General features: G+C 64.2%; 27 protein-coding genes and 1 tRNA gene. 20 read left to right on the forward strand and 8 right to left on the reverse strand.

All coding sequences use genetic code 11. The annotated features are described in order from the left end of the window. The first annotated feature begins 158 nt into the window (after positions 1-158). The 4 genes from C7451_RS07895 to C7451_RS07910 all read left to right on the forward strand — a co-directional run bounded on the left by C7451_RS07895 (position 159) and on the right by C7451_RS07910 (position 2,302). Positions 159-620 (forward strand): PTS sugar transporter subunit IIA, encoded by a 462-nt coding sequence (locus C7451_RS07895; RefSeq protein WP_110298424.1) that lies wholly within the window; start codon positions 159-161, stop codon positions 618-620. After that, positions 607-1,095 (forward strand): PaaI family thioesterase, encoded by a 489-nt coding sequence (locus C7451_RS07900; RefSeq protein WP_110298425.1) that lies wholly within the window; start codon positions 607-609, stop codon positions 1,093-1,095. The genes C7451_RS07895 and C7451_RS07900 overlap by 14 nt, the downstream gene beginning before the upstream one ends. Continuing rightward, a complete protein-coding gene (locus C7451_RS07905; RefSeq protein ID WP_167398477.1) occupies positions 1,092-1,445 on the forward strand; it encodes a DUF1491 family protein in 354 nt (117 codons plus the stop codon). The genes C7451_RS07900 and C7451_RS07905 overlap by 4 nt, the downstream gene beginning before the upstream one ends. Before the next feature lie 197 nt (positions 1,446-1,642). Next, positions 1,643-2,302, forward strand: coding sequence for a cell wall hydrolase (locus C7451_RS07910; RefSeq protein ID WP_110298427.1), 660 nt, complete (start codon positions 1,643-1,645; stop codon positions 2,300-2,302). Between the two features lie 203 nt (positions 2,303-2,505). Here C7451_RS07910 and C7451_RS07915 read toward each other — a convergent pair whose 3' ends face one another. From C7451_RS07915 to C7451_RS07925, 3 genes are all read right to left on the reverse strand, one after another. Next, on the reverse strand, positions 2,506-2,895 hold the full coding sequence (locus tag C7451_RS07915) for a UrcA family protein (protein ID WP_167398478.1): 390 nt from the start codon (positions 2,893-2,895) through the stop codon (positions 2,506-2,508). Between the two features lie 362 nt (positions 2,896-3,257). Continuing rightward, positions 3,258-4,268, reverse strand: coding sequence for a sulfur carrier protein ThiS (gene thiS / locus C7451_RS07920; RefSeq protein ID WP_110298429.1), 1,011 nt, complete (start codon positions 4,266-4,268; stop codon positions 3,258-3,260). A gap of 64 nt (positions 4,269-4,332) precedes the next feature. Beyond that, positions 4,333-4,710 carry a MerC domain-containing protein gene (locus C7451_RS07925; protein WP_110298430.1) on the reverse strand — a complete coding sequence of 126 codons (378 nt, stop codon included), beginning with the start codon at positions 4,708-4,710 and terminating at the stop codon, positions 4,333-4,335. Positions 4,711-4,837: 127 nt separating this feature from the next. On the opposite strand from C7451_RS07925, the gene C7451_RS07930 reads away from it, so the two are divergent. The 12 genes from C7451_RS07930 (at position 4,838) to rplL (ending at position 12,401) form a co-directional block, all read left to right on the forward strand. Continuing rightward, a complete protein-coding gene (locus C7451_RS07930) occupies positions 4,838-5,905 on the forward strand; it encodes a COX15/CtaA family protein (RefSeq protein WP_110298431.1) in 1,068 nt (355 codons plus the stop codon). Continuing rightward, positions 5,902-6,252: a divalent-cation tolerance protein CutA gene (gene cutA, locus C7451_RS07935; protein WP_110298432.1), complete on the forward strand. Its 351-nt coding sequence runs from the start codon at positions 5,902-5,904 to the stop codon at positions 6,250-6,252. The genes C7451_RS07930 and cutA overlap by 4 nt, the downstream gene beginning before the upstream one ends. Before the next feature lie 267 nt (positions 6,253-6,519). Continuing rightward, positions 6,520-6,999 carry a 50S ribosomal protein L13 gene (rplM, locus tag C7451_RS07940; RefSeq protein WP_110298433.1) on the forward strand — a complete coding sequence of 160 codons (480 nt, stop codon included), beginning with the start codon at positions 6,520-6,522 and terminating at the stop codon, positions 6,997-6,999. Next, on the forward strand, positions 6,999-7,505 hold the full coding sequence (rpsI, locus tag C7451_RS07945) for a 30S ribosomal protein S9 (RefSeq protein WP_110298434.1): 507 nt from the start codon (positions 6,999-7,001) through the stop codon (positions 7,503-7,505). Before rplM ends, rpsI begins: the two co-directional genes overlap by 1 nt. Before the next feature lie 200 nt (positions 7,506-7,705). Next, positions 7,706-7,781 (forward strand) — tRNA-Trp (locus C7451_RS07950). A gap of 193 nt (positions 7,782-7,974) precedes the next feature. Then, on the forward strand, positions 7,975-8,181 hold the full coding sequence (gene secE, locus C7451_RS07955; RefSeq protein ID WP_110298435.1) for a preprotein translocase subunit SecE: 207 nt from the start codon (positions 7,975-7,977) through the stop codon (positions 8,179-8,181). A 31-nt stretch (positions 8,182-8,212) separates the two neighbouring features. Next, a complete protein-coding gene (nusG, locus tag C7451_RS07960) occupies positions 8,213-8,749 on the forward strand; it encodes a transcription termination/antitermination protein NusG (protein ID WP_023839461.1) in 537 nt (178 codons plus the stop codon). A 270-nt stretch (positions 8,750-9,019) separates the two neighbouring features. Next, positions 9,020-9,451, forward strand: a complete 432-nt coding sequence (rplK, locus tag C7451_RS07965) for a 50S ribosomal protein L11 (RefSeq protein WP_110298436.1) — start codon at positions 9,020-9,022, stop codon at positions 9,449-9,451. A gap of 5 nt (positions 9,452-9,456) precedes the next feature. Beyond that, positions 9,457-10,155, forward strand: a complete 699-nt coding sequence (gene rplA / locus C7451_RS07970) for a 50S ribosomal protein L1 (RefSeq protein ID WP_110298437.1) — start codon at positions 9,457-9,459, stop codon at positions 10,153-10,155. A 119-nt stretch (positions 10,156-10,274) separates the two neighbouring features. Continuing rightward, positions 10,275-11,072: a transglutaminase-like domain-containing protein gene (locus tag C7451_RS07975; RefSeq protein ID WP_110298438.1), complete on the forward strand. Its 798-nt coding sequence runs from the start codon at positions 10,275-10,277 to the stop codon at positions 11,070-11,072. Between the two features lie 370 nt (positions 11,073-11,442). After that, entirely contained in the window at positions 11,443-11,958 is a 516-nt protein-coding gene (gene rplJ, locus C7451_RS07980) for a 50S ribosomal protein L10 (RefSeq protein ID WP_060977453.1), read from the forward strand. 68 nt (positions 11,959-12,026) lie between these two features. Next, on the forward strand, positions 12,027-12,401 hold the full coding sequence (rplL, locus tag C7451_RS07985; protein ID WP_060977432.1) for a 50S ribosomal protein L7/L12: 375 nt from the start codon (positions 12,027-12,029) through the stop codon (positions 12,399-12,401). A gap of 232 nt (positions 12,402-12,633) precedes the next feature. Here the strand turns inward: rplL and dapD are convergent, their stop codons facing one another. The 3 genes from dapD to queG are packed head-to-tail and all read right to left on the reverse strand — an operon-like array spanning position 12,634 to position 15,307. Further along, entirely contained in the window at positions 12,634-13,476 is an 843-nt protein-coding gene (dapD, locus tag C7451_RS07990) for a 2,3,4,5-tetrahydropyridine-2,6-dicarboxylate N-succinyltransferase (RefSeq protein WP_110298439.1), read from the reverse strand. Continuing rightward, the gene (locus tag C7451_RS07995; RefSeq protein ID WP_110298531.1) at positions 13,473-14,147 is read right to left on the reverse strand and encodes a pyrimidine 5'-nucleotidase; all 675 of its coding nucleotides are present in this window, start codon (positions 14,145-14,147) and stop codon (positions 13,473-13,475) included. Before C7451_RS07995 ends, dapD begins: the two co-directional genes overlap by 4 nt. A 14-nt stretch (positions 14,148-14,161) precedes the next feature. Then, positions 14,162-15,307, reverse strand: a complete 1,146-nt coding sequence (gene queG, locus C7451_RS08000; protein WP_110298532.1) for a tRNA epoxyqueuosine(34) reductase QueG — start codon at positions 15,305-15,307, stop codon at positions 14,162-14,164. A 78-nt stretch (positions 15,308-15,385) separates the two neighbouring features. Between queG and C7451_RS08005 the strand changes: the two genes are divergently transcribed. Both C7451_RS08005 and C7451_RS08010 read left to right on the forward strand, forming a co-directional pair. Further along, positions 15,386-16,330 carry an ABC transporter ATP-binding protein gene (locus tag C7451_RS08005; RefSeq protein WP_110298533.1) on the forward strand — a complete coding sequence of 315 codons (945 nt, stop codon included), beginning with the start codon at positions 15,386-15,388 and terminating at the stop codon, positions 16,328-16,330. Then, on the forward strand, positions 16,323-17,516 hold the full coding sequence (locus C7451_RS08010; RefSeq protein WP_110298440.1) for an ABC transporter permease: 1,194 nt from the start codon (positions 16,323-16,325) through the stop codon (positions 17,514-17,516). The genes C7451_RS08005 and C7451_RS08010 overlap by 8 nt, the downstream gene beginning before the upstream one ends. Positions 17,517-17,576: 60 nt before the next feature. Here the strand turns inward: C7451_RS08010 and phbB are convergent, their stop codons facing one another. Together phbB and C7451_RS08020 are read right to left on the reverse strand one after the other, a co-directional pair. Beyond that, entirely contained in the window at positions 17,577-18,299 is a 723-nt protein-coding gene (phbB, locus tag C7451_RS08015; protein WP_110298534.1) for an acetoacetyl-CoA reductase, read from the reverse strand. Between the two features lie 143 nt (positions 18,300-18,442). Continuing rightward, the gene (locus C7451_RS08020; protein WP_110298441.1) at positions 18,443-18,871 is read right to left on the reverse strand and encodes a CBS domain-containing protein; all 429 of its coding nucleotides are present in this window, start codon (positions 18,869-18,871) and stop codon (positions 18,443-18,445) included. Positions 18,872-19,014: 143 nt separating this feature from the next. On the opposite strand from C7451_RS08020, the gene C7451_RS08025 reads away from it, so the two are divergent. Together C7451_RS08025 and C7451_RS08030 are read left to right on the forward strand one after the other, a co-directional pair. Further along, a complete protein-coding gene (locus C7451_RS08025) occupies positions 19,015-19,305 on the forward strand; it encodes a hypothetical protein (RefSeq protein ID WP_110298442.1) in 291 nt (96 codons plus the stop codon). Between the two features lie 13 nt (positions 19,306-19,318). Then, positions 19,319-19,726, forward strand: a complete 408-nt coding sequence (locus C7451_RS08030; protein ID WP_110298443.1) for an acyl-CoA thioesterase — start codon at positions 19,319-19,321, stop codon at positions 19,724-19,726. Positions 19,727-19,763: the final 37 nt, after the last annotated feature.

Raw genomic sequence — 19,763 nt, forward strand, 5'->3', positions numbered from 1 at the left:
GTTTTTTGCCCGATATGGTGCATGGGCGCCGCAGCAACGCGTCGGCGGGATGAGGCAACCCCCTCCCGGCAGGGCCGACGATGATCTGAACACCATTCGTACGCGCCGTTCCCGCAACGACCGGGACCGGCGCGACAGAATCGAGAATTTTGACTGTCATGGCGTGGTTCGAACTCGACAAGCAGGCGGTGCTGATCTCTGCGCGCGTCGCGGACAAGCAGCAGGTCCTCGAACTTGCGGCCGAACAGTTTGGCCATTGCTACGGGCTCGATGCGGACAAGGTGCTCGCCTGTCTGCTCGAGCGCGAGCAGCTTGGCTCGACCGGCTTTGGCCGCAGGGTCGCCATTCCCCATGGCAAGATGGAAGGGCTGGATCACTCGGTCGCCGTCGTGCTGCGCCTGGGCAAGCCGATCGAGTTCGGTTCGATCGACAATCTCCCGGTTGATCTGGTGATCGCGCTGCTTTCGCCGGTCGCGACCGGAGCCATGCATCTCCAGGCGCTGGCGCATATCTCGCGCCTCACGCGTGACGAAAAGACGCTGGCGAAGATCAAGGGAGCCGACGATCCCGACGCCATCTATGCGCTGGTGACCGCCGAGCTGGATCGTGACGCTGCCTGAACGTGCCGCTGGACCGGGCGAGGAGGCGCATTTTCGTGCGCTCGAGCGCCTGTATGCTGCTGCCGCGATCAACCGGCTGTTCCCGTCCCGCCTGACGATTACAGGCGCTGGCAAGGCGCGGATCGACTTTGACGTTACGCCCGAACATTTTCATGCGGCCGGGGCCGCGCACGGCACGCTCTATTTCAAGATGCTCGACGATGCGGCCTTCTACGCCTGCAATGCGCTGGTCACCGACCGTTTCCTGCTGACCACGGCGTTCAACCTGCATTTCACGGCGCCGGTCCGGGCCGGGCCGGTCTATGCCGAGGGCCATTGGGTCAGCGGGCGTCGCCGTGTGTGGGTTGGGGAATCGCGGCTGGTCGATTCCGAAGGGGAGGAAATCGCACGCGGTACGGGCACCTTCATGCGGTCGCACATCCCGCTGTCGGGGCTGGAAGGCTATGCTGTGCCGCCAGGCGAGACTGCTCGGTGATCGAGCCGCGGCTCGCCGCCAATGTCCGGATCGAAGCGCTCAAACGCCTGTCTGCCGCTTCCGGCGCCTTTGCCACCCTCATCGCCAGGGGAGACCCGGTATCCGGTGCGATCCTGATCGCGCGTACCATGCGCGGGCAGGACAATGCGCTGTTCGAAATGTTCAGGGGAATGGACGGAAAGACCGACTGGCAGGAGGTCTGGAGCGACGATTCTGAGGCCATTGCGCGCAAGGGCAGCATGGCCGACTATATCGAAAGACGCCGGTCACGCGATGCGGATCTGTGGATTATCGAACTGGATGTCGCCAGCCGCGCACAGTTCGACGCTATAATCGCTGCGATGAGTTGACTCGCCTGGCCCTCTGCTAGAGGGGCCGCTCCATCGTTCAACGCGCAGGCGGCTCCAATGGTTCCCCGGCTTTTTCAACAAGCCAGAGAAGAACAGGGCTAGCACGCAGACGGGGGGTTGCCCTCCGGGACCGCCCGGGCATTTCTGTCCGATGCGTGTTCCGGTCGTGGTGATTCACCGCACAGTCAAAGTCTATAATGAGTAAGATCCTCAAGGCCGCCAGCATGGCCGCCGTGGCACTCTACAGCATTGCCACCATCGCCTTTACCGACGCTTCAGCCGCTCTTGCATCGCCGCTGATCGCCGACATGATCCAGCCGGTTCCCGCCCAGAGCAGCGAACAGACGGACTCCAGCGCCCCCCAGGACGCTGTCGAAGCCATTGCCGACGCCGGAACCGCTCCCCAGCAGATCGACACTCAGACCGCCCAGCCGCCGCTCAAGGCTGAAAGCCTGGCGCAGCTCGTGTCTATGTCCGATATTCCAGCCGAGATCGACGAAGAAACCCGCTGTCTGGCCGGTGCCGTCTATTTCGAATCCAAGGGCGAAACGCTCAATGGCCAGCTGGCCGTGGCCAAGGTCGTGATCGCGCGCCGCGATTCTGGCCGCTTTGCCAGCAGCCTGTGCGGCGTCGTCTATCAGCCCAGCCAGTTCTCGTTCGTCCGTGGCGGCCGCATGCCGGCCATTCCGGCTTCCAGCCAGGACTGGAAGGAAGCCGTGGCCATCGCGCAGATCGCGATGAAGGACGCGTGGGACAGCCCGGTCGAGGGCGCCCTGTTCTTCCACGCGCGCCATGTCTCGCCCGGCTGGCGCATGCAGCGCCTTGCGGCTGTGGACAATCACGTATTCTATCGCTGATCCTGGCGGCTTTCGGGCCGTCAACCAGCATCAGAGCTAGTCCTTTGGGTCGCAAAGGACTGAGGCGGGCGCATCCTTTGCGTCCGCCTCAACCCTGTTCGGGCACCGCGAGAAAATCCGGGCGCATGCAGAAAGAGACCGGCGGCTTGGGGGCCACCGGTCCAGTCTGTTTTTTACCAAGGGGTTGGCAAAACTGAGGAAGGTCAGCTGCCGACGGCTATCCGTTCGCCGGGCTTGAAATTCTCGCCAGCTTCGGCGCGGGCGATCAGCGTCACCATGGCGCGCTGGCCGCTGACAGTCGTTTCCCTGACGCAATTCTTGTAGTCGGTCTGTTCGCGCAGCGGGCCACGGGGCAGGCTGCCACAGACTTGGTGGGTCGCTGAGCGCAAACGGACCTTGAGCGTCTCGGTGCCCTCGGGCGTGGTCAGGTCCAGATCGACGAACGGAACTTCGACGCTGCGGACGAGGCGGTTGCCGACCGTCTGCTCGGATATGGCAGGCTTGGCCTGGACGGCGGCGGAAAAGAGGACGGCCGAAGCAGCGGCGGCGGCCAGGGTGCGGGTAGCGATCGGGGCAAGAGCACGGGCGAACATGGGGTGGGGTCCTTTCGATGGGCAAGCAAACTGAACGTTGGGACCGGTCCTGCTGGCAAGGGTCCCTGCAGGACCGGTCTTGTTGTTGTTTGCCGCCGATGTCCGGCCTGGGGAGCTATGGAGCATCGGCGACATCATCTGGATAGGGGAGGATGCCGCCAGGGTCGCGCCGCGCTCGACAAGGGCGCAGCAGATGTCGCTCAACGACTACAGCTGTCGACGAACGACACAGCTGTATCGACCAATGTTACATATGCTAAGAAACTGTCATCGAATCGGCAAGATTCGGTCACACTTCCGTTACGGAATGCTGACCTGCCTGGTCAGGGTGACGATCGTGTGCGGTTCCACGTGGAACGTTATCAGATCAGCCCTGCCAGCGGGCTCGAGGGATCTGCATATTTGCGCGTTCCCATGCGACCCGAAAGATAGGCGTCACGTCCGGCCTCGACGGCCAGCTTCATTGCCCGTGCCATGCGGATGGGGTCTCTGGCCTCGGCGATCGCGGTGTTCATCAGCACGCCGTCGCAGCCCAGTTCCATCGCGATCGCGGCATCCGATGCCGTGCCGACACCGGCATCGACCAGCACGGGCACCTTGGCATTCTCGACGATCAGCCGGATGGTCACCCGGTTCTGGATGCCCAGGCCCGATCCGATCGGCGCGCCCAGCGGCATGATCGCCACCGCACCCGCATCTTCCAGCCGCTTCGCGCCGATCGGGTCATCGACGCAATAGACCATGGGCTTGAAGCCTTCCCTGGCGAGGATCTCGGTCGCATGCAGGGTTTCGTGCATGTCGGGATACAGCGTCTTCGCCTCGCCCAGCACCTCGAGCTTGACCAGATCCCAGCCGCCCGCCTCGCGCGCGAGGCGCAGCGTGCGGATCGCCTCCTCGCCGGTGAAGCAGCCTGCGGTGTTGGGAAGATAGGTGATCTTCTTCGGATCGATGAAATCGGTCAGCATCGGCGCATTGGGATCCGACACGTTGACACGGCGCACCGCGACGGTGACGATCTCGGCGCCGGAGGCTTCGACGGCTGCCGCGTTCTGCGCAAAATCCTTGTACTTGCCGGTCCCGACGATCAGGCGCGAGCGGAAGGTATGACCGGCCACGGTCCAGCTGTCATCGCCAGGTTCATGATCGCCGCCGCCGACAAAGTGCACGATCTCCAGTCGATCGCCCTCGGACACCGCGACATCGGCCAGGGTCGAGCGCGGCACGATATCCAGATTGCGCTCCACGGCCACCTTTGCGGGGTTGAAGCCCAGCGTCTCGACCAGTGCAGCAATGCTCTGCCCGGCAGGCACGCGTCGCGGCTCGCCATTGATATGGACGGTGATCTGGGCGGTATCGGTGGAGGTGCTGTTCATAGGGCGCGACTCTTGGCGCGGATGAAGGGGCCAGGGCAAGCCCCAATATGACCTGCAGAGACGATCAGTGCTGCCGTGCTGCGCGATAGTTGAGCAGATGGGCGATGCTGAGCAGGGCCACGCCGACAAAGGTCAGCGCATATTCCCAAGATCCGCCATGGGGGACCGTCATCGCTGCGAGCATGGCCGCTATCCCGGCGCTGCCGATCATCAGCGGCGTGCGCGCGCCGTGCAGCTTCAGACCGTGGCCCAGCGCGATGGCTGCCATCACGGCCGCCAGCACGAAGCCGATCTCGTGCACCCAGGGCGAGAGGAAAATGCCGCCCATCGAGGCGAATCCGGCGACCAGCCAGATGCCTGCCGCGCAATGCACCATGCACAGCGCAGACAATGCGATCGCGGCCGAATCAAGACGGCCCGAACGGGTGATACGAGACAACATGGCAGCTCTAATAGGTGATATAATATCATTGCGCAATGCACCGTCTCGCATAAAGTTCCGCGATCGGCCGGGCAGCCCACGCAAAAACACCTTGCAACGGCGGCCGCACAATCCGAAATGCGGGCGTATGACCAGCCTGTCCCAGCCTCGGATCGCCGCCCCTCTGTCTGTCCCCCGCGCCGCCCCGCGCGCCATTGCCCTCTGGCTCTACGGGGTTGCCCTGCTGGTCTTCTGCATGGTCGTGGTCGGCGGCATCACCCGGCTGACCGAATCGGGCCTTTCGATCACCGAGTGGAATGTCGTGACCGGCACGCTGCCGCCGCTCAGCGAAGCCGCTTGGGTGTCGGAATTCGAGAAATACAAGCGCATCCCGGAATATATCGAGGTCAATGCCGGCATGACGCTGGCCGAGTTCAAGAACATCTATTTCTGGGAATATGTTCACCGTCTGCTCGGACGCCTTGTCGGCCTGGCCTTCGCGCTGCCCTTCGCATATTTCGCGATCCGCCGAGCGATACCGAAGGGCTATGGCTGGCGCCTGTTCGCCCTGTTCGCGCTGGGCGGTCTGCAGGGCGCGATCGGCTGGTGGATGGTGGCATCGGGCCTGACCGAGCGCACCGATGTAAGCCATTTCCGCCTCGCCGTTCACCTGCTCAATGCACTGTTCATCATGGCCGGGCTGATCTGGACCGCGCGCGACCTGCAGGTGCTGGCGCGCGATCCCGACGCCCGACCAGCACGGATGACGGCCGTGGCGCTGGCGACGATCCTGCTGCTGTTCGTCCAGCTGCTGCTCGGAGCCTGGGTCGCCGGGCTCAACGCGGGCTATGCCGCCAAGAGCTGGCCGCTGATGAACGGCAGCTTCTTCCCGCAGGATGTCGACTGGTCGCAGGGCGTGGTGCACGCGCTGACCCATGACCCGTTCCTGCTCCACTTTCTCCATCGCTGGTGGGCATTCGTCGCGGTAGCCGCGCTCGTCGTGATGGCGCGTGCGGTGCGCAAGGCAGACCGGCCCGCCTCGATCGCGATCCACAGCGCGTTCGGGGTGCAGGTGCTGCTCGGCATCGCCACGGTGATGAGCAGCGTCGATCTGCATCTGGCGGTGCTGCACCAGGCCGTGGGCGCGATCCTGGTCGGTACGGTCGCCTGGGGCGCCCACAGCCTGGGCCACAAGGGTGCGACGCGCCCGGCATGATCGGCGATTCGCTGATCGACACCAGCGAGATCCGGCTGGTCTATTGCCCCTTTGCCGACAAGGAAGAGGCGCAGACGATCGCGCGTACGGTGGTGCGCGAACAGCTTGCCGCCTGCGCCAACGTGCTCGGCACGGTCCAGTCGATCTATCACTGGAATGGCGAACTGACCGAACAGGCGGAAGTGCCGGTGCTGTTCAAGACCGCCCTGCCCCAGTCCAAGGCGCTGGTCGCGCGGATCGTGCATCTGCACAGCTATGACGAGCCGGCGGTGCTGGTGCTGCCCGTGGAATATTGCCCGCCCAGCTTTCGTGCATGGGTGCTCGGCCAGACACTGGCGATCGACTGAACTGCGCCGGGCGACAGCTCCTGTCGGTCGTGCAAATCGAGGGTTTTCTCGGACTCATGCAGGGTCAGAACCTTGATGGTATCATGATACCCTACGCCAAAACCCCCAAAATGCTTGACGAATCGGGGCCTGATCGTCATTAGCCGCGCTTCGCTCAGGCCTGCATAGCGCCGGCCTGTCGTGTCACAGAAATCTGTCAGCCGGTTGTCGTCTGGATCAGCAAGGTCCGGACATCGCAGCGGAGGACGTTTTGGAAGGTTGAAGGCCATGAAGGCTTTGCTCAAGACCACCAAGTCGATCAAGCCGGCTGAGGTGGAAAAGAAATGGCATGTTATCGATGCCGACGGACTGGTGGTCGGCCGCGTTGCGGTGATCATCGCCAATATCCTGCGCGGCAAGCACAAGCCGAGCTACACCCCGCATGTCGATTGCGGTGACCATGTCATCGTCATCAACGCCGGCAAGGTGCAGCTGACCGGCAACAAGCGCGGCCAGAAGGTCTATTACAAGCACACCGGCTATATCGGTGGCATCAAGGAAGTGACCGCCGCCAAGGTGCTGGACGGCCGCTTCCCCGAGCGCGTGCTTGAAAAGGCGGTGGAGCGCATGGTCCCCCGCGGTCCGCTCGGTCGCAAGCAGATGCGCAACCTGCATCTCTTTACCGGAACCGAACATCCGCATGCCGGCCAGCAGCCTGAAGTGCTCGACGTGGCCTCGCTCAACCGCAAGAACAAGGTGGGTGCATAATGTCTGATACCGTGCAATCCCTGTCCGACATCAAGGACATCGCCGCCGACATCGAAACCACCGACGCACCCGCCGTCAAGGTTTCCAACGCCCCGCTGCGTGAGCAGGAGCTTGACAAGCAGGGCCGCGCCTATGCCACCGGTCGCCGCAAGGATGCCGTGGCCCGCGTGTGGCTGAAGCCCGGCACCGGCAAGATCATCGTCAACAAGCGCGACCAGGCCGTGTATTTTGCACGCCCGACGCTGCGTCTCGTCATCAACCAGGTGTTCGACATTACCGATCGCAAGGATCAGTATGACGTGATCTGCACCGTCAAGGGCGGCGGTCTTTCGGGCCAGGCCGGCGCGGTCAAGCACGGCATCAGCCAGGCGCTGACCAAGTACGAACCCGCGCTGCGCAGCACCGTCAAGCAGGCAGGCTTCCTGACCCGCGACAGCCGCACCGTCGAGCGCAAGAAGTACGGCAAGGCCAAGGCGCGCAAGAGCTTCCAGTTCTCGAAGCGCTGATGCGCCTCGTCGCCGGGGTCCTTTCAGGGCTCCGTGCGATGCCGCAATGAAATACGGGGTGATCGCCTCCCTTGGAATGCGCTGCTTGGGCGCCTCCATCGGACTAGCGATCGCCCCGATTTTCATATCGGGCCACAGGATCGTTGCAGCAGCGCTTGCACTGCGCGGTTGCACCCGCTAAGGGCGTCGCCTGCCCGCACAGGAGTGTAGCTCAGCTGGTAGAGCGTCGGTCTCCAAAACCGAATGCCGGGGGTTCGAGTCCCTCCACTCCTGCCAGCGGCGATCGATCGTCCCCTGATGGGGCGTCTCCCCGACCATTGAATCCCCTTGCTTCTGCGGATTTGCGCGGCTATGGGGCTGTCTTTCTCCGACAGGGTGCATATATCGTGTTTCAGCCGGGCAAGGCTGGCGGCGATGTGCCTGCCAAAGCGGATATGCCCGCCTTTCGGAACAAGGGAAGTTGAAGGCCATGGCCAGCGAACGCAAGAAGACCAGTCCCGGTGAGTTTGTGAACCAGGTCAAGACCGAAGCCTCGAAGGTCGTCTGGCCGAGCCGCCAGGAAACGGTGACCACGTCGATCATGGTGTTCATCCTGATGACGATCCTCGCCATCTTCTTCCTGACCGTCGATTCGATCTTCGGCGCCATCGTCAAGTGGCTGCTCACCCTGGCCTGATCGCCAATCCGCTGTTTTGAAAGAGAACTGAATGTCGCGCTGGTACATCATTCACGCTTATTCGGGCTTCGAGAACAAGGTCCGCGACGCGATTCTGGCCGATGCCGAGCGCATGGGCCTGTCGGCGCTGGTCGAGCAGGTCGAAGTGCCGACCGAAACCGTGACCGAAGTGCGCCGCGGCAAGAAGGTGCAGACCGAGCGCAAGTTCTTCCCCGGCTATGTGCTGGCCAAGCTCAAGATGACCGACGATGTCTATCACGTCGTCAAGAACACGCCCAAGGTCACCGGTTTTCTCGGCCCCAATGGCAAGCCCCAGGCGATCAGCGATGCCGAAGCTGCGCGCATCTTGAACACCAAGGAAGAAGCCGCCAACGCGCCGCGCGCCCGTATCGACGTCGATTACGAGATCGGCGATTCGGTCAAGGTGCTCGAAGGTCCGTTCGCCAGCTTCAACGGCATTGTCGAGGAGCTCGATTTCGACAAGGCCCGCGTCAAGGTCTCGGTCTCGATCTTTGGCCGCGCGACGCCGGTCGATCTCGATTTCGAGCATGTCGAACTGGCGAAATGATTCTTTTCCCTCACCCCTTTAGGGGAGAGGGCAACGAGACTTGGCAGCTTGCTGCCTAGTCGCAGTGGGAGCGGGGCTCCGACGTTCAATCCGAACGCGGCCCCTCTCCAACTCCGCGTAACCGGCAAGCCGGTAACGCTCCGTATCCTCTCCCCTGAAGGAGAGAGGATGCACCGTGCGGAAGGCTCATCCTCGGGTGCGCTGCTTGACCGCTTAATTTGAGGGCGACCGGCACATGGCTGTCGCCTGACAGAATGAAGGAGTGCCATCATGGCAAAGAAGATTGAAGGCTATATCAAGCTGCAGGTGGCCGCTGGTGCCGCAAACCCCTCTCCGCCGATCGGCCCTGCCCTGGGTCAGCGCGGCGTGAACATCATGGAATTCTGCAAGCAGTTCAACGCTGCGACGCAGGAAGTCGAAAAGGGCACCCCGCTGCCGACCGTCATCACCGTGTACGGCGACCGCAGCTTCACCTTCGTGACCAAGACTCCGCCAGCGAGCTACCTGATCAAGAAGGCTGCGAACCTCAAGAGCGGTTCGAAGCTTCCCGGCAAGGAAAGCGCGGGCACCATCAAGCGTTCGCAGCTGGCGGAAATCGCGCAGGTGAAGATGGCCGACCTCAATGCCAATGACATTGAAGCGGCAACGAAGATTATCGAAGGCTCGGCGACGTCGATGGGCCTTGAAGTGGTGGAGGGCTGAGTATCATGGCAAAGGTGACCAAGAAGGCAAAGGCTCTCGCCGCCAAGCTCGACGCGAACAAGCTGTACAGCGTCGATGACGCCATCAAGACCATCAAGGAACTGGCCACGTCGAAGTTCGACGAAACCATCGAAGTCGCGCTGAACCTGGGCGTCGACCCGCGTCACGCCGACCAGATGGTGCGTGGCGTCGTGTCGCTGCCTTCGGGCACCGGCAAGGACGTCCGCGTCGCCGTGTTCGCACGCGGCGACAAGGCCGAAGCGGCTCTGGCCGCCGGTGCCGAGCGTGCGGGTGCCGAAGACCTGATGGAAGAAATGCAGAACGGCAAGGTCGATTACGACCGCGTCATCGCCACCCCGGACATGATGGGCGTGGTCGGCCGTCTCGGCAAGCTGCTGGGTCCCAAGGGCCTGATGCCGAACCCGAAGCTCGGCACCGTGACCCCCAACGTCGCCGAAGCCGTCAAGGCGGCCAAGGGCGGCCAGGTCGAATTCCGCGTCGAAAAGGCCGGTATCATCCATTCGGGAATCGGCAAGGCGAGCTTTTCGGACGAGGCACTGCGCGCCAATTTCGACGCGTTCGTCGATGCGATTGTCAAGGCCAAGCCCTCGGGCTCCAAGGGCAAGTATCTGCGCAAGATCTCGGTCAGCTCGTCGATGGGCCCCGGCCTGAAGGTCGACGTGTCGGAAGTGCACGCGGGCTGATTGTCACAATCTGCTGCTAAGCCATTCAGGGGCCGGAGGGGAACCTTCGGCCCCTTTTTGGTGTCTGGCTTCGACAGCCACCCTGCATCGCCCATCCCTTCTGGCCGGAGCCGCACCCCATGACCCTCGATCTTCACGTCACGCTCACCTATGACATGGAGGTTCCGACAGACATCCTGCTTCAGGTCGAGGCTGCCGCCATCCCCGAACAGCGGATCGAGCAGGCACATATCCAGGCATCGCATTGCGACCATTTCGTCCGCGTTGCCGCGCTCGACGGGATCGGCGACCGCATCTGGCTGCGCACCAGCGGACGGCTCAGCATCGATTATCGCGCGCGGATGACGGTGCTGCGCGATCTGGCCGATGTCGCCACGCTGCCGCAGATGCCGCTGCACCAGCTGCCGGGCGAAACGGTGCAGTATCTGTTCGATTCGCATTACTGCCCGGCGACCAAGTTCCACAGCTTCGTCGATACCGAGTTCGGGGAGCTTTCGGGCGGTGCCCGGATCGCGGCGATGCGCGACTGGATCGCCGAGCACTTCACCTATCAGGCCGGCAGCTCGGACGCGACGACCACCGCGCTCGACAGCTTCGTCACGCGCCATGGGGTGTGCCGCGACTATGCGCATGTGATGATCGTGCTCGCGCGCGCCTGCTCGATCCCGGCACGTTTCGCCAGCGTCTATGCGCCCGATGTCACGCCGCAGGATTTTCATGCGGTGGCAGAGGTGTTCCTGGCCGATCCGCAAGGCGAAGGCGGGGCCTGGCATCTGGTCGATCCCACTGGAATGGCGACCGCCGCCGACATGGTGAAGATCGGCGTCGGCCGCGATGCGCTCGACGTGGCTTTTCTGACGGCCTTCGGGACGGTCGAGCTGGTTGAACAGCGGGTCAGCGTCACCCGAGTGCCCTGAGTGCCACGCGCAAGCTTGACTCCTTGCTCGTAGCTGCTAATGCCCGCGCCGACCGGATTGCTCGCAAGAGCATATCCGATCGCCGTCCGAGACAGTTGGTGCGGGGGATCTGCCCCGCTTAATTTCCAGCCTAGACGGGGACATGTTTTTCACCGTGCCCGCAGCGATGCAGCACGGACGCTGCCTTTAACGTCCCTTCCGCCATTGGCGCAGCAGGGGCTTCGGCTCGGCAAACACCCCCCACGGACAGACGAGCAGAACGGCAAGGACCGGCAACGGCCCTTTACGCGCTGCACAAGCAACCGGGCGCACCGGTGGATGGCCTTGTGTCATCCGCAAAGCCGATGCGCTCATGTGGAAGGAGAACGGCATGGATCGTGCTGAAAAAGAAGCCGCTGTTGCCTCGCTGAACGCAACCTTCGGTGAAGCCGGTGTGGTGGTGGTGACCCGTAATCTGGGTCTGACCGTTGCCAAGTCGACCGAGCTTCGCACGAAGATGCGCGCAGAAGGCGCCAGCTACAAAGTGACCAAGAACCGGCTGGCCAAGCTTGCCGCTCAGGGCACGCCTTATGCCTCGATCGCCGACCTGTTCACCGGCCCCGTCGCGCTTGCGACTTCGGGCGACCCGGTGGCAGCGGCCAAGGTCGCGGTCAATTTCGCCAAGGATAACGACAAGCTCGAGATCGTTGGCGGCGCGATGGGCGATGTGGTCCTCGATGCCGAAGGTGTGAAGGCGCTTGCCTCGATGCCCTCGCTCGACGAACTGCGCGCCAAGATCATTGGTCTCGTCAATGCCCCGGCCACCAAGGTGGTTCAGGTCATTCAGGCTCCCGCCGGGCAGCTCGCCCGTGTGTTCGGCGCCTATGCGGCCAAGGAAGACGCATAAGTTTTGGTACCCCTGCCGCACGCCCGGATCGGCTGCGGCAAGCAACATCTTAGAATTGGAGACTTAAAATGGCAGATATCGCAAACCTGGTCGAAGAACTCTCGAAGCTGACCGTTCTGGAAGCCGCTGAACTCTCGAAGGCCCTGGAAGAAGCATGGGGCGTTTCGGCCGCTGCTGCTGTGGCTGTTGCCGCTCCCGCCGCTGGCGGCGCTGCTCCGGCTGCTGAAGAGCAGACCGAATTCGACGTCATCCTGACCGGCGACGGCGGCAAGAAGATCCAGGTCATCAAGGAAGTCCGCGCGATCACCAACCTGGGCCTGACCGAAGCCAAGACCCTGGTCGAAAGCGCTCCCAAGGCGATCAAGGAAGGCGTCAGCAAGGCTGAAGCCGAAGACATCAAGGCGAAGATCGAAGCAGCCGGCGGCACCGTCGAGCTCAAGTAATCTTCTGCTCCCAGGCCTGCGGGCCTGGGGATGAAGAAAAGGGCGGCCTGCACTGCGCAGGTCGCCCTTTTTCGTGTCTGGTGGTCAGGGGGGCACGCCAAGCCATGGTGGAGGATCTTGGCCAACCTTCTCATCGTCACCCCCGCGAAGGCGGGGGTCCCGCTCAGTGGCAAGCGCCGAATGAAAAAGCGGGATTCCCGCTTTCGCGGGAATGACGGGACAAGCGTGAGGGTTAGCTGCGCAGCAGCTCGTTGATTCCGGTCTTGGAGCGGGTCTGCGCATCCACGGTCTTGACGATCACCGCGCAGTAGAGCGACGGCCCCGGCGTGCCATCGGGAAGCGGCTTGCCGGGCATCGCGCCGGGCACGACCACCGCATAGGGCGGCACCTTGCCATAATGCACCTCGCCGGTCGCCCGATCGACGATCTTGGTCGATGCACCCAGATACACGCCCATCGAGAGCACCGCGCCCTCGCCGACGATCACGCCCTCGGCGACTTCCGAGCGCGCACCGATGAAGCAATTGTCCTCGATGATCACCGGGCCGGCCTGGAGCGGTTCGAGCACGCCGCCGATGCCGACGCCGCCCGAGATATGCACGTTGCGCCCGATCTGCGCGCAGCTGCCGACGGTGGCCCAGGTATCGACCATCGTGCCTTCACCCACATGCGCACCGATATTGACGAAGCTCGGCATCAGCACCGCGTCCTTCGCGATGAACGCGCCGCGCCGCGCCACCGCGCCGGGGACGGCCCGAAAACCGGCGGCCTTGAACTCGTCGGCGCTCCAGCCGTCGAACTTGCTCGGCACCTTGTCCCACCAGCTTGCGCCGCCGGGCGCGCCGCTGATCAGGTCCATCGGGTTGAGGCGGAAGGAGAGCAGCACCGCCTTCTTGAGCCACTGGTTGACCTGCCACCCGCCCTGGCCATCGGGCTCGGCAACACGTGCGGCGCCGCTGTCGAGCAGGTTCAGCGCTTCTGCCACATCGGCGCGCACGGGGCTGTCGGCGCCGGTGTCGAGGCTGTCGCGGCCTTCCCAGGCGGCGTCGATTCGGGCTTGCAGGGTGTCGGTCATGCAGAAGTCTCCTCGGTCAGCGCTGCGAGCCACTCGCCCAGCGCGGTAATTTCATGGTCGATATAGTCGTGATCGTGCTCGTGATCGCCACCGTCCGAGCCGTTGTTCATCCAGACCGTGGTCATGCCGAGCTGCTTGGCGGGTTTGAGGTTGCGCGCCAGATCATCGACGAACAGCGCGGACGCCGGATCGATGTCGAGCGCATCGACCAGGCTCGCATAGGCGGCGGCATCGGGCTTGGGCCGGTACTGCGTCGCGTGAATGTCGTGGATCGCCTCGAACTGGTCCACCAGCCCGAGACGGTCGAGCACGCGCCCGGCATAGTTCACGTCGCCATTGGTGAAGATGAGCTTGCGCCCCGGCAATCGCGACAGGCCCTGCGCGGTGATCGAACAGGGCGAAACGCGGCCCATGTCGATATCGTGCACAAAATCGAGAAAATGGTGCGGATCGACGCCATGGTCGAGCATCAGCCCGGCCAGCGTCGTGCCGTGCTGATAATAATAGGCCTTCTGGATGCGCCGCGCCTCGGCCAGATCGACCTGCATCAGGTCGGACACATATTGCCCCATGCGCTCGTCGATCAGCGCGAACAGGTCGGTCTCCGCCGGATAGAGCGTGTTGTCGAGATCGAAGATCCAGGTGCGGACATGATCGAAAGGCGGGCGCATGATGGCCAAAGCGCCTAGACTGGCTGCGGCGCATCGGCAAGCCGCCATTCGGCCTGTACCTGCGGATCGGATTCGCTGACGGCTCGCGCGGCGCGTTCGGCAGACGCGCGCTCCGGATCGAGCCGTCCCAGCGCCCAGACCGCTGCGCCGCGCACCACCGGATCGGAATCCTCGAGCAACGCCGCCACCGGGGCAACCAGCGCCGCATCGCCGCTATTGCCCGCAGCGATCAGGGCATTGCGCACCATGCGCCCGCGGCCGCTGCGCTTGATCGGCGAGCCCGAGAACAGCGCGCGGAAACCGGCGTCGTCGAGGCCGAGCAGATCGGCAAGCGACGGCGCGACCAGCTCGGCGCGGGGAAGGAAGGCGCGGTTGCGGTGCGCAGCATCGGCGAACTTGTTCCAAGGGCAAACCGCAAGGCAATCGTCGCAGCCATAGACATGGTTGCCGATGCCGGCGCGCAGCTCCACGGGAATCGGGCCTGCATGCTCGATCGTCAGATACGAGATGCACCGCCGCGCATCGAGCCTGTAGGGGGCAGGGAAGGCATCGGTCGGGCAGATGTCCTGACAGGCGGTGCACGATCCGCAGCGGTCCTGCCCGGCCCCACTCGGCGCAAGGTCCAGCGTAGTGTAGATCGCGCCCAGGAAGAGCCAGCTGCCATGGCTGCGGCTCACCAGATTGCTATGCTTGCCCTGCCAGCCGAGTCCCGCCGCCATCGCCAGCGGCTTTTCCATTACCGGCGCGGTATCGACAAACACCTTCACCTCGACGTCATCCGCCAGCTCGACGATCCAGCGCGCCAGCGCCTTGAGCGCGGACTTGACCGTCTTGTGATAATCGCCGCCTTGCGCATAGACAGAGATCCGTGCTCGATCGGGATGCTCGGCCAGTGCAAACGGATCACGCCCCGGCGCATAGCTCATGCCCAGCATGATCACCGAGCGGACGTCGCTCCACAGCGCCCTGGGCTCGGCGCGCTGGTCGGCGCGCGCCTCCATCCACAGCATGTCGCCATGGAAGCCCTGGTCGAGCCACTGCTGAAAGCGCAAGGCGTTTTGCGGGCCTAGAACGGCGGGCGCGAAGCCGCAATCGGCAAAGCCCAGCCGGGCCGCTTCCGCCGCTATCTCTGCCTCAAGGTTTCGCTTGCCGCTCGCCATGGTCATCCGCTACCCGATTTGCCCAGAACCACCAAGCTGCATGCCCATGCTGCATGCCCCGACGGCTCAGGAGAGACGGTGACCGCCAACGCGATCGAAGCGCACGGGCTTGTGAAGATCTTCGGGCGTCAGCGCGCGGTGGACGGGGTAGACCTCACCGTGCCGGCCGGCAGCATCTTCGGCATTCTGGGCCCCAACGGCGCGGGCAAGACGACGACGCTGCGCATGCTGCTCGGGATTCTCGATCCCGACGAGGGCACACGCACGCTGCTCGGCACCGATCATCCGCTCGATGTTGCGCGGCGCGTGGGGTATCTCCCCGAGGAGCGCGGCCTCTACCCCTCGATGAAGGCTTATGACGCCATTGCCTTCATGGGCGCGCTGCGCGGGCTGCCGCTCGCCGAAGGGCGTCGGCGCGGGCGCGCGATGCTGGAAGAGCATGGCCTGGGCAAGGCTGCCGACAAGGAGGTGCGCACGCTCTCCAAGGGCATGGCGCAGACCGTGCAGCTGCTTGGGACTCTGGTGCACGATCCCGAACTGATCGTGCTCGACGAGCCTTTTTCCGGGCTCGACGCGCTCAACCAGGCCAAGCTCGAACGGATGATCCGCGCCCAGGCGGCGCGCGGGGTCACCGTGATCTTTTCCACCCACGTCATCGCGCATGCCGAACGGTTGTGCGAGCGGATCGCGATCATCGCGGGCGGCAAGGTGCCCTTCGCCGGTTCCGTTTCGCAAGCGCGCGACCGGCTGCGCCCGCAGGTGCGGCTCGAGACGCGCGCGCTCGACGGGCCATGGCGCGCGGCTTTGCCCGCCGATGCGGTGCCCGAGGGGCATTTCTGGCATTTCACCCTGCCCGAAACCGGGGTCGAGCCGCTGCTGCGCGCGCTGATCGAGGGCGAGGCGGGAATCCTGTCGCTGTCGATCGAGCGGCCCGGGCTGCACGATGCGTTTGTCGCCATCGCCGGGGCCGATGCCGCGCGTCAGCTCGAGGAAGACCAGCAGCAGGAGAGCGCCGATGCCTGAACTCCTGCGCGCCTCCTGGGTGATCGCCCGGCGCGATTTTGCTGCGATCATCTTTTCCAAGGCGTTCTTCTTCTTCCTTCTGGGCCCGATCTTTCCGCTCGCCATCGGCATTGCCGCAGGCAGCATCGGCGGGCAGGTCGCGCGCGACATCGACCGGTCGAGCTTTGCGCTGGTGATGGCCGGGGCCGACAGCGCCGCAATGCTCCAGGCGCGCACCGCGCTCGCCGAGCAACTTGGCGAACAGCGCGTTCCGGTGCTGGTGGCGGTCGAAACCGATGACCCCGAAAGCGTCATCGCGTCGGGCAGGGACACCCGCTATCTGGGCGTGCTGACCGGCAATCTCGCAAACCCCCGGCTGATCGGTACCCAGGCCGAGATCGACCGCTGGCAGGGGCCGCTGGAGCTTCTGATCGAGCGCGCAAGGCAAGGCGAGGGGGCGGCGCCTGTCCGCATCGCGACGCGCATCGTCACCGAGAGCAGCGGTTCGGTCGAACAGGGGCGGCTGATGACCGCGCAGGTCGGCCAGGCGCTGCTGGTGCTGCTCACCATGCTGCTCGCAGGCATGGTCCTTTCCAATCTGGTCGAGGAAAAGACCAACAAGATCATCGAGATTCTCGCTGCTGCGGTGCCAATCGACGCGATCTTCCTGGGCAAGCTGTTCGCGATGCTGGGCATGGCGATGATCGGTATCACCTGCTGGGCGGCGCTCGCGGTCTCGGCGATCCTGCTCGCCGCCAGCGGTCTGCCCGCCCTGCCAACCCCGGCCATTGGCTGGCCCGCATTCCTGGCGCTGGGCATCGCCTATTTCGCCATGGCCTATCTGCTGCTCGGATCGCTGTTCCTCGGCATCGGCGCGATGGCGACGACGGTGCGCGAGGTGCAGACACTGTCGATGCCGGTGACGATGGGACAGCTGATCTTCTTCTTCCTTGCCTCGTTCTCGGTCACGCGCCTGGGCGAACCGATCGAGCTGTTTGCCGCCATCTTCCCGTTCAGCTCGCCCTTCGCGATGCTGGCACGCGCGGCCCAGCAGGACGTGCTGTGGCAGCACCTTGTGGCGCTCGGCTGGCAGGCCTTCTGGGTGCTGGTGCTGATCCGCTTCGGCGCCAGGCTGTTCCGCCGCAACGTGCTGAAATCGGGTGGGGGCAAGCGCGGGCTGATCGCCAGCATGTTCACGCGGGGTTGATGCAAAAAGGGCCGCAAGGGCTTCCCCCTGCGGCCCGTTCTGCGGTTGCTGGTCGTTCGATCAGTACATGTGCTGACCGCCGTTGATCGACAGCGTCGATCCGGTAATGAACGCGGCCTCTTCGGCGGTCAGGAACACCACGCCCCGCGCGATTTCCTCCGCCTGGCCGAGACGCCCGACGGGAATCTGCGCGACGATCTTGTCCATCACGTTCTGCGGAATGGTCGAGAGCATCTCGGTGGCGATATAGCCCGGCGCGATGGCATTGGCGGTGACGCCGTATTTCGCGCCTTCCATCGCCAGCGACTTGGTGAAACCGTGGATGCCCGACTTGGCAGCGGCATAGTTGACCTGGCCGATCTGCCCGCCCTGGCCGTTGACCGATCCGATATTGACGATGCGGCCCCAGCCGCGCGTGCGCATGCCGGGGAAGCACGCCTTGGCCATGTTGAAACAGCCGGTCAGGTCGACGCGAATCACCTCGTCCCACTGTTCCCAGGTCATCTTCATCATCGTCGCGTCACGGGTGATGCCGGCATTGTTGACCAGAATGTCGACCGGGCCATAATCCGCCTCGATCCTCGCGACCGCGTCCATGCTCTGCTGGTGATCGCCCACATCCCATTTCTGCACCGCGATTCCGGTACGCTCCGAAAACGCCCTGGCCGCATCGTCATTGCCGCCATAGCTGGCGATGACATGCGCGCCGGCGTCTTTGAGCGCCAGGCTGATCGCCTCGCCAATGCCGCGCGTTCCGCCAGTAACGATTGCGATTCGGCCCATCATCATCCTCCTTTTCGCCCGAAAATCGGTGCGTTCGGGGCCACACTAGGAAGCCGCCCGCCACAAGACAAGTTGACGCGCACGGGAAGCTCTAGCGGACCATGCGAGCCATGGCGCAAAGTCCGGTGGCTCGCGCAGGAAGGTCAGACGCTCTGGATATAGTCGCGCAGCGCCGCTGCCTCGCTCTCGATCTTGTCGATGCGGTATTTCACCAGATCGCCGATCGAGACGAAGCCGATCAGCGTCGTGCCTTCCACCACCGGCAGGTGGCGGATGCGCCGCCTGGTCATGAGCGACAGTGCCGACATGACAGCCGAATCGGGGGTTACGGTGATGGCCGGGGCCGTCATGGCGGCTTCGACTGGCTGGTCGAGAATGCCGGGCCCGTCAGAGTGCAGCCGATAGACCAGATCGCGTTCCGAAAAGATGCCCACCACCTCGCCATCCCGCACGATGGGAAGCGCGCCGATGCGTTTTTCCGCGAGCAGATTGGCGGCATCGCGCACGGTGGCGGTGCAGGTGCACTGGTGCACGGTGCCGTCGCGGGCGGAAAGGATATGGGCAATCGTCATGGCAAGCGCTCTCCTCGGCAAGGCCCGGTCGCCTTCTGGAAAGGCAGCGCTGCTGCATGAGCGCCGCCAGAGCGACTCAAGACTTGGCCATGGTCCCACGAAATGCTTGGAAAGAAAAGCGGTGCGCACCTATATCCCGGTTCATGCCGCGCTTTTCCAATCTCGACGATCCCGACTATGCCCGCTTCGCCTGGGGCCGCTACTGGCGGGTGATGGGCTGGATGGCCGCCGTAACGACGCTGGCGATCGTGCTGATTCTGGGCACGCTGTTCCTGCTGCACGGCTGGGTATCGATCCATCTCTATATTGCCGCCGCGCTCGGGATCGGCTTTACGATGCTGCTGACTGCGGCGCTGATGGGGCTGGTCTTCCTCTCCAGCGGCACCGGGCATGATGAATCGATAGACGACGCGCTCGATCCCGACGCGCCTTGAGGGGGCCTGTTTGATGTCTGAACCCACCGGATCGCTGACTGCGGGCCGCGAGCCCGTGCTGCGCGTGGTGCCCGCGCCTGCGGACATCAACTCCAATGGCCATATCTTCGGCGGCTGGGTGCTGGCGCAGATGGATATCGCAGGCGGCATCGTTGCCGGCCGCGAGGTGCAGGGGCCATGCGCGACCGTCGCCATCGAGACGATGCAGTTCCTCGCCCCCATCCTGCTGCGCGACATCATCTCGATCTATGGCGAGGTCGAGCGGGTGGGGCGCACCTCGATCGCGATCCGGCTCGACGTGATCGCCACGCGCGGGCGCGATGCCAAGGAAGTGCGCGTGACCAGCGGGCTGTTCACCTTCGTTGCGCTCGACGAGAATCACCGCCCGCGCCCGATCGTCAGGGAAGCGCCTCTGGTCTGATCGTCATTCCCGCGCACGCGGGAATCGTGCTTCTGCG

Source organism: Blastomonas natatoria (genome assembly GCF_003201955.1).
GTDB lineage: Bacteria > Pseudomonadota > Alphaproteobacteria > Sphingomonadales > Sphingomonadaceae > Blastomonas > Blastomonas natatoria.

Bases quoted from the DNA above. Each gene is read 5' to 3' on its own strand.
- cutA (WP_110298432.1), top strand. From the start codon at position 5,902: ATGATCGGCGATTCGCTGATCGACACCAGCGAGATCCGGCTGGTCTAT.
- C7451_RS08010 (WP_110298440.1), top strand. From the start codon at position 16,323: ATGCCTGAACTCCTGCGCGCCTCCTGGGTGATCGCCCGGCGCGATTTT.
- rplJ (WP_060977453.1), top strand. From the start codon at position 11,443: ATGGATCGTGCTGAAAAAGAAGCCGCTGTTGCCTCGCTGAACGCAACC.
- rplK (WP_110298436.1), top strand. From the start codon at position 9,020: ATGGCAAAGAAGATTGAAGGCTATATCAAGCTGCAGGTGGCCGCTGGT.
- phbB (WP_110298534.1), bottom strand. From the start codon at position 18,299: ATGGGCCGAATCGCAATCGTTACTGGCGGAACGCGCGGCATTGGCGAG.
- C7451_RS08030 (WP_110298443.1), top strand. From the start codon at position 19,319: ATGTCTGAACCCACCGGATCGCTGACTGCGGGCCGCGAGCCCGTGCTG.
- rplA (WP_110298437.1), top strand. From the start codon at position 9,457: ATGGCAAAGGTGACCAAGAAGGCAAAGGCTCTCGCCGCCAAGCTCGAC.
- nusG (WP_023839461.1), top strand. From the start codon at position 8,213: ATGTCGCGCTGGTACATCATTCACGCTTATTCGGGCTTCGAGAACAAG.
- rpsI (WP_110298434.1), top strand. From the start codon at position 6,999: ATGTCTGATACCGTGCAATCCCTGTCCGACATCAAGGACATCGCCGCC.
- thiS (WP_110298429.1), bottom strand. From the start codon at position 4,268: ATGAACAGCACCTCCACCGATACCGCCCAGATCACCGTCCATATCAAT.
- rplL (WP_060977432.1), top strand. From the start codon at position 12,027: ATGGCAGATATCGCAAACCTGGTCGAAGAACTCTCGAAGCTGACCGTT.
- queG (WP_110298532.1), bottom strand. From the start codon at position 15,307: ATGGCGAGCGGCAAGCGAAACCTTGAGGCAGAGATAGCGGCGGAAGCG.
- C7451_RS07995 (WP_110298531.1), bottom strand. From the start codon at position 14,147: ATGCGCCCGCCTTTCGATCATGTCCGCACCTGGATCTTCGATCTCGAC.
- rplM (WP_110298433.1), top strand. From the start codon at position 6,520: ATGAAGGCTTTGCTCAAGACCACCAAGTCGATCAAGCCGGCTGAGGTG.
- C7451_RS07925 (WP_110298430.1), bottom strand. From the start codon at position 4,710: ATGTTGTCTCGTATCACCCGTTCGGGCCGTCTTGATTCGGCCGCGATC.
- C7451_RS07910 (WP_110298427.1), top strand. From the start codon at position 1,643: ATGAGTAAGATCCTCAAGGCCGCCAGCATGGCCGCCGTGGCACTCTAC.
- secE (WP_110298435.1), top strand. From the start codon at position 7,975: ATGGCCAGCGAACGCAAGAAGACCAGTCCCGGTGAGTTTGTGAACCAG.
- C7451_RS08025 (WP_110298442.1), top strand. From the start codon at position 19,015: ATGCCGCGCTTTTCCAATCTCGACGATCCCGACTATGCCCGCTTCGCC.
- C7451_RS07915 (WP_167398478.1), bottom strand. From the start codon at position 2,895: ATGTTCGCCCGTGCTCTTGCCCCGATCGCTACCCGCACCCTGGCCGCC.
- C7451_RS08020 (WP_110298441.1), bottom strand. From the start codon at position 18,871: ATGACGATTGCCCATATCCTTTCCGCCCGCGACGGCACCGTGCACCAG.
- C7451_RS07975 (WP_110298438.1), top strand. From the start codon at position 10,275: ATGACCCTCGATCTTCACGTCACGCTCACCTATGACATGGAGGTTCCG.
- C7451_RS07930 (WP_110298431.1), top strand. From the start codon at position 4,838: ATGACCAGCCTGTCCCAGCCTCGGATCGCCGCCCCTCTGTCTGTCCCC.
- C7451_RS07895 (WP_110298424.1), top strand. From the start codon at position 159: ATGGCGTGGTTCGAACTCGACAAGCAGGCGGTGCTGATCTCTGCGCGC.
- dapD (WP_110298439.1), bottom strand. From the start codon at position 13,476: ATGACCGACACCCTGCAAGCCCGAATCGACGCCGCCTGGGAAGGCCGC.